Genomic DNA, 1,635 nt, shown 5'->3' on the forward strand with positions numbered 1-1,635 from the left:
CAGTGTCTTCGATGCGAAGAACGAAGTCACCGCCGGTGGCGCGCGCAAAAGCCCAAGGGTAAAGCGCTGAGCGAATATTGCCGAGGTGGATGAATCCGGTCGGGGAAGGAGCGAAGCGGGTTCTTGTCTTTTGGGTCATTGAGGCAGTCATGCAGTCATACGATAAGGCTCAGGCCGCGGGACAGGTCGGCCTTGATGTCGTCTACGTGGTCGAGCCCGACGGCCACGCGAACCAGGCCCTGGCCTATGCCGGCGGCCTGGCGCTGCTCTTCGCTGAGGCGCCCGTGCGACGTGGTGGCGGAATGGCTGATGATGGTCTTGGTGTCGCCCAGGTTGGTCGCAATGCTGAGCACCTGCGTGCTGTTGATCACCTTGAAGGCATTGGCGCGTGCCGCTTCCGGCGTGTCGCCAAGCACGTCAAACGACAGCACCGCGCCACCCAGTCCCGATTGCTGGCGCATGGCCAGCTCATGCTGGGGATGCGATTCAAGACCAGGGTAATAAACGCGCGCAACCGCGGGCTGCGTTTCGAGCCACTTTGCGACAGCCAGCGCATTTGCGCTCTGTGCCTGCATGCGGATGTTCAATGTCTCCAGGCCCTTGAGCACGACCCAGGCGTTGAAGGGCGCGAGCGTCATGCCGGCGGTGCGCACGATCGGGCCGAACACGTCGACGATGAGTTTGGACGAGYCGCAGAGCGCACCCGCCATCACACGGCCTTGGCCGTCGAGGTACTTGGTGCCCGAATGCATGATGAGGTCAGCGCCGAATTCCACCGGCCGCTGCAGGGCCGGTGAGCAAAAGCAGTTGTCCACCGCGAGCAAGGCGCCCACGCTGTGCGCAAGATCAGCCAGCGCCCGGATGTCGCAGACTTCGGTCAGCGGATTGGTCGGTGTTTCAGCAAACAGCAGCTTGGTGCCGGGTCGCAATGCGGCCTTCCACTCGCTCACGTCGGTCTGCGACACAAACGTGGTTTCAACGCCGAACTTCCCGAACTCGCGGCCTATCAGGGCGATCGTCGAGCCAAACATGGAACGCGAGYAGATGACGTGGTCGCCGGATTTCAACAAGCCCATGCACATCATCAGGATGGCGCCCATACCGGTCGAGGCGCCGATGGCGGCTTCGGTGCCCTCCATCGCGGCCAGGCGGCGCTCAAAGCTGGTGACCGTCGGGTTGGACGTGCGGCCGTAGGTATAGCCCTCCGTAGGGTCGGCAAAGCGCCGCGCCGAGGTCTCGGCATCGGGTTGCACAAAGCCGCTGGTCAGGTACAGCGCTTCGGAGTTTTCACCGTGCTGGCTGGGCTCCAGCGCGACGCGCACGGCCAGCGTATCGCGGTGCAGGTTGCCGGGCAATTGTTTTTTCGTCATGGGCTCAGGCTTCTTGCGGATTGGGCAGCGCCAGGCGGGACACATCCACATCGCTGTCTTCACCGATTTTCTCGGCGGTGTCGCCACGCTGCGAATTCATCGCCGCGATGGTCTCTGCGGTCACGTCGCCCGTGATGTAAACGCCGTCAAAGCAGGAGGCGTCAAAGCCGTCGAGCTTGCTGTTGAGTGAGCCGATGGCGCGCTTCATGCCTTCCACGTCCTGGTAGATCAGCGCGTCGCAACCAATGACTTCACGGATTTCTTC

Annotated in this window: 2 protein-coding genes and 1 pseudogene; all 3 read right to left on the reverse strand. The window is 62.7% G+C overall.

Features of this window, described 5'->3' with window-relative positions:
* The coding region (locus tag AC1D1X_RS22760) for a glutamate--tRNA ligase family protein (RefSeq protein ID WP_477699272.1) at positions 1 to 139 on the reverse strand (139 nt) is incomplete at its 3' end.
* Between the two features lie 16 nt (positions 140 to 155).
* Complete coding sequence (locus AC1D1X_RS22765) at positions 156 to 1,370, reverse strand: O-succinylhomoserine sulfhydrylase (protein ID WP_477699271.1); 1,215 nt, start codon at positions 1,368 to 1,370, stop codon at positions 156 to 158.
* Between the two features lie 4 nt (positions 1,371 to 1,374).
* Positions 1,375 to 1,635, reverse strand: a pseudogene (locus tag AC1D1X_RS22770) (amidophosphoribosyltransferase); the annotation flags it as partial.

This window comes from Polaromonas sp. P1_G4 (genome assembly GCF_056405475.1).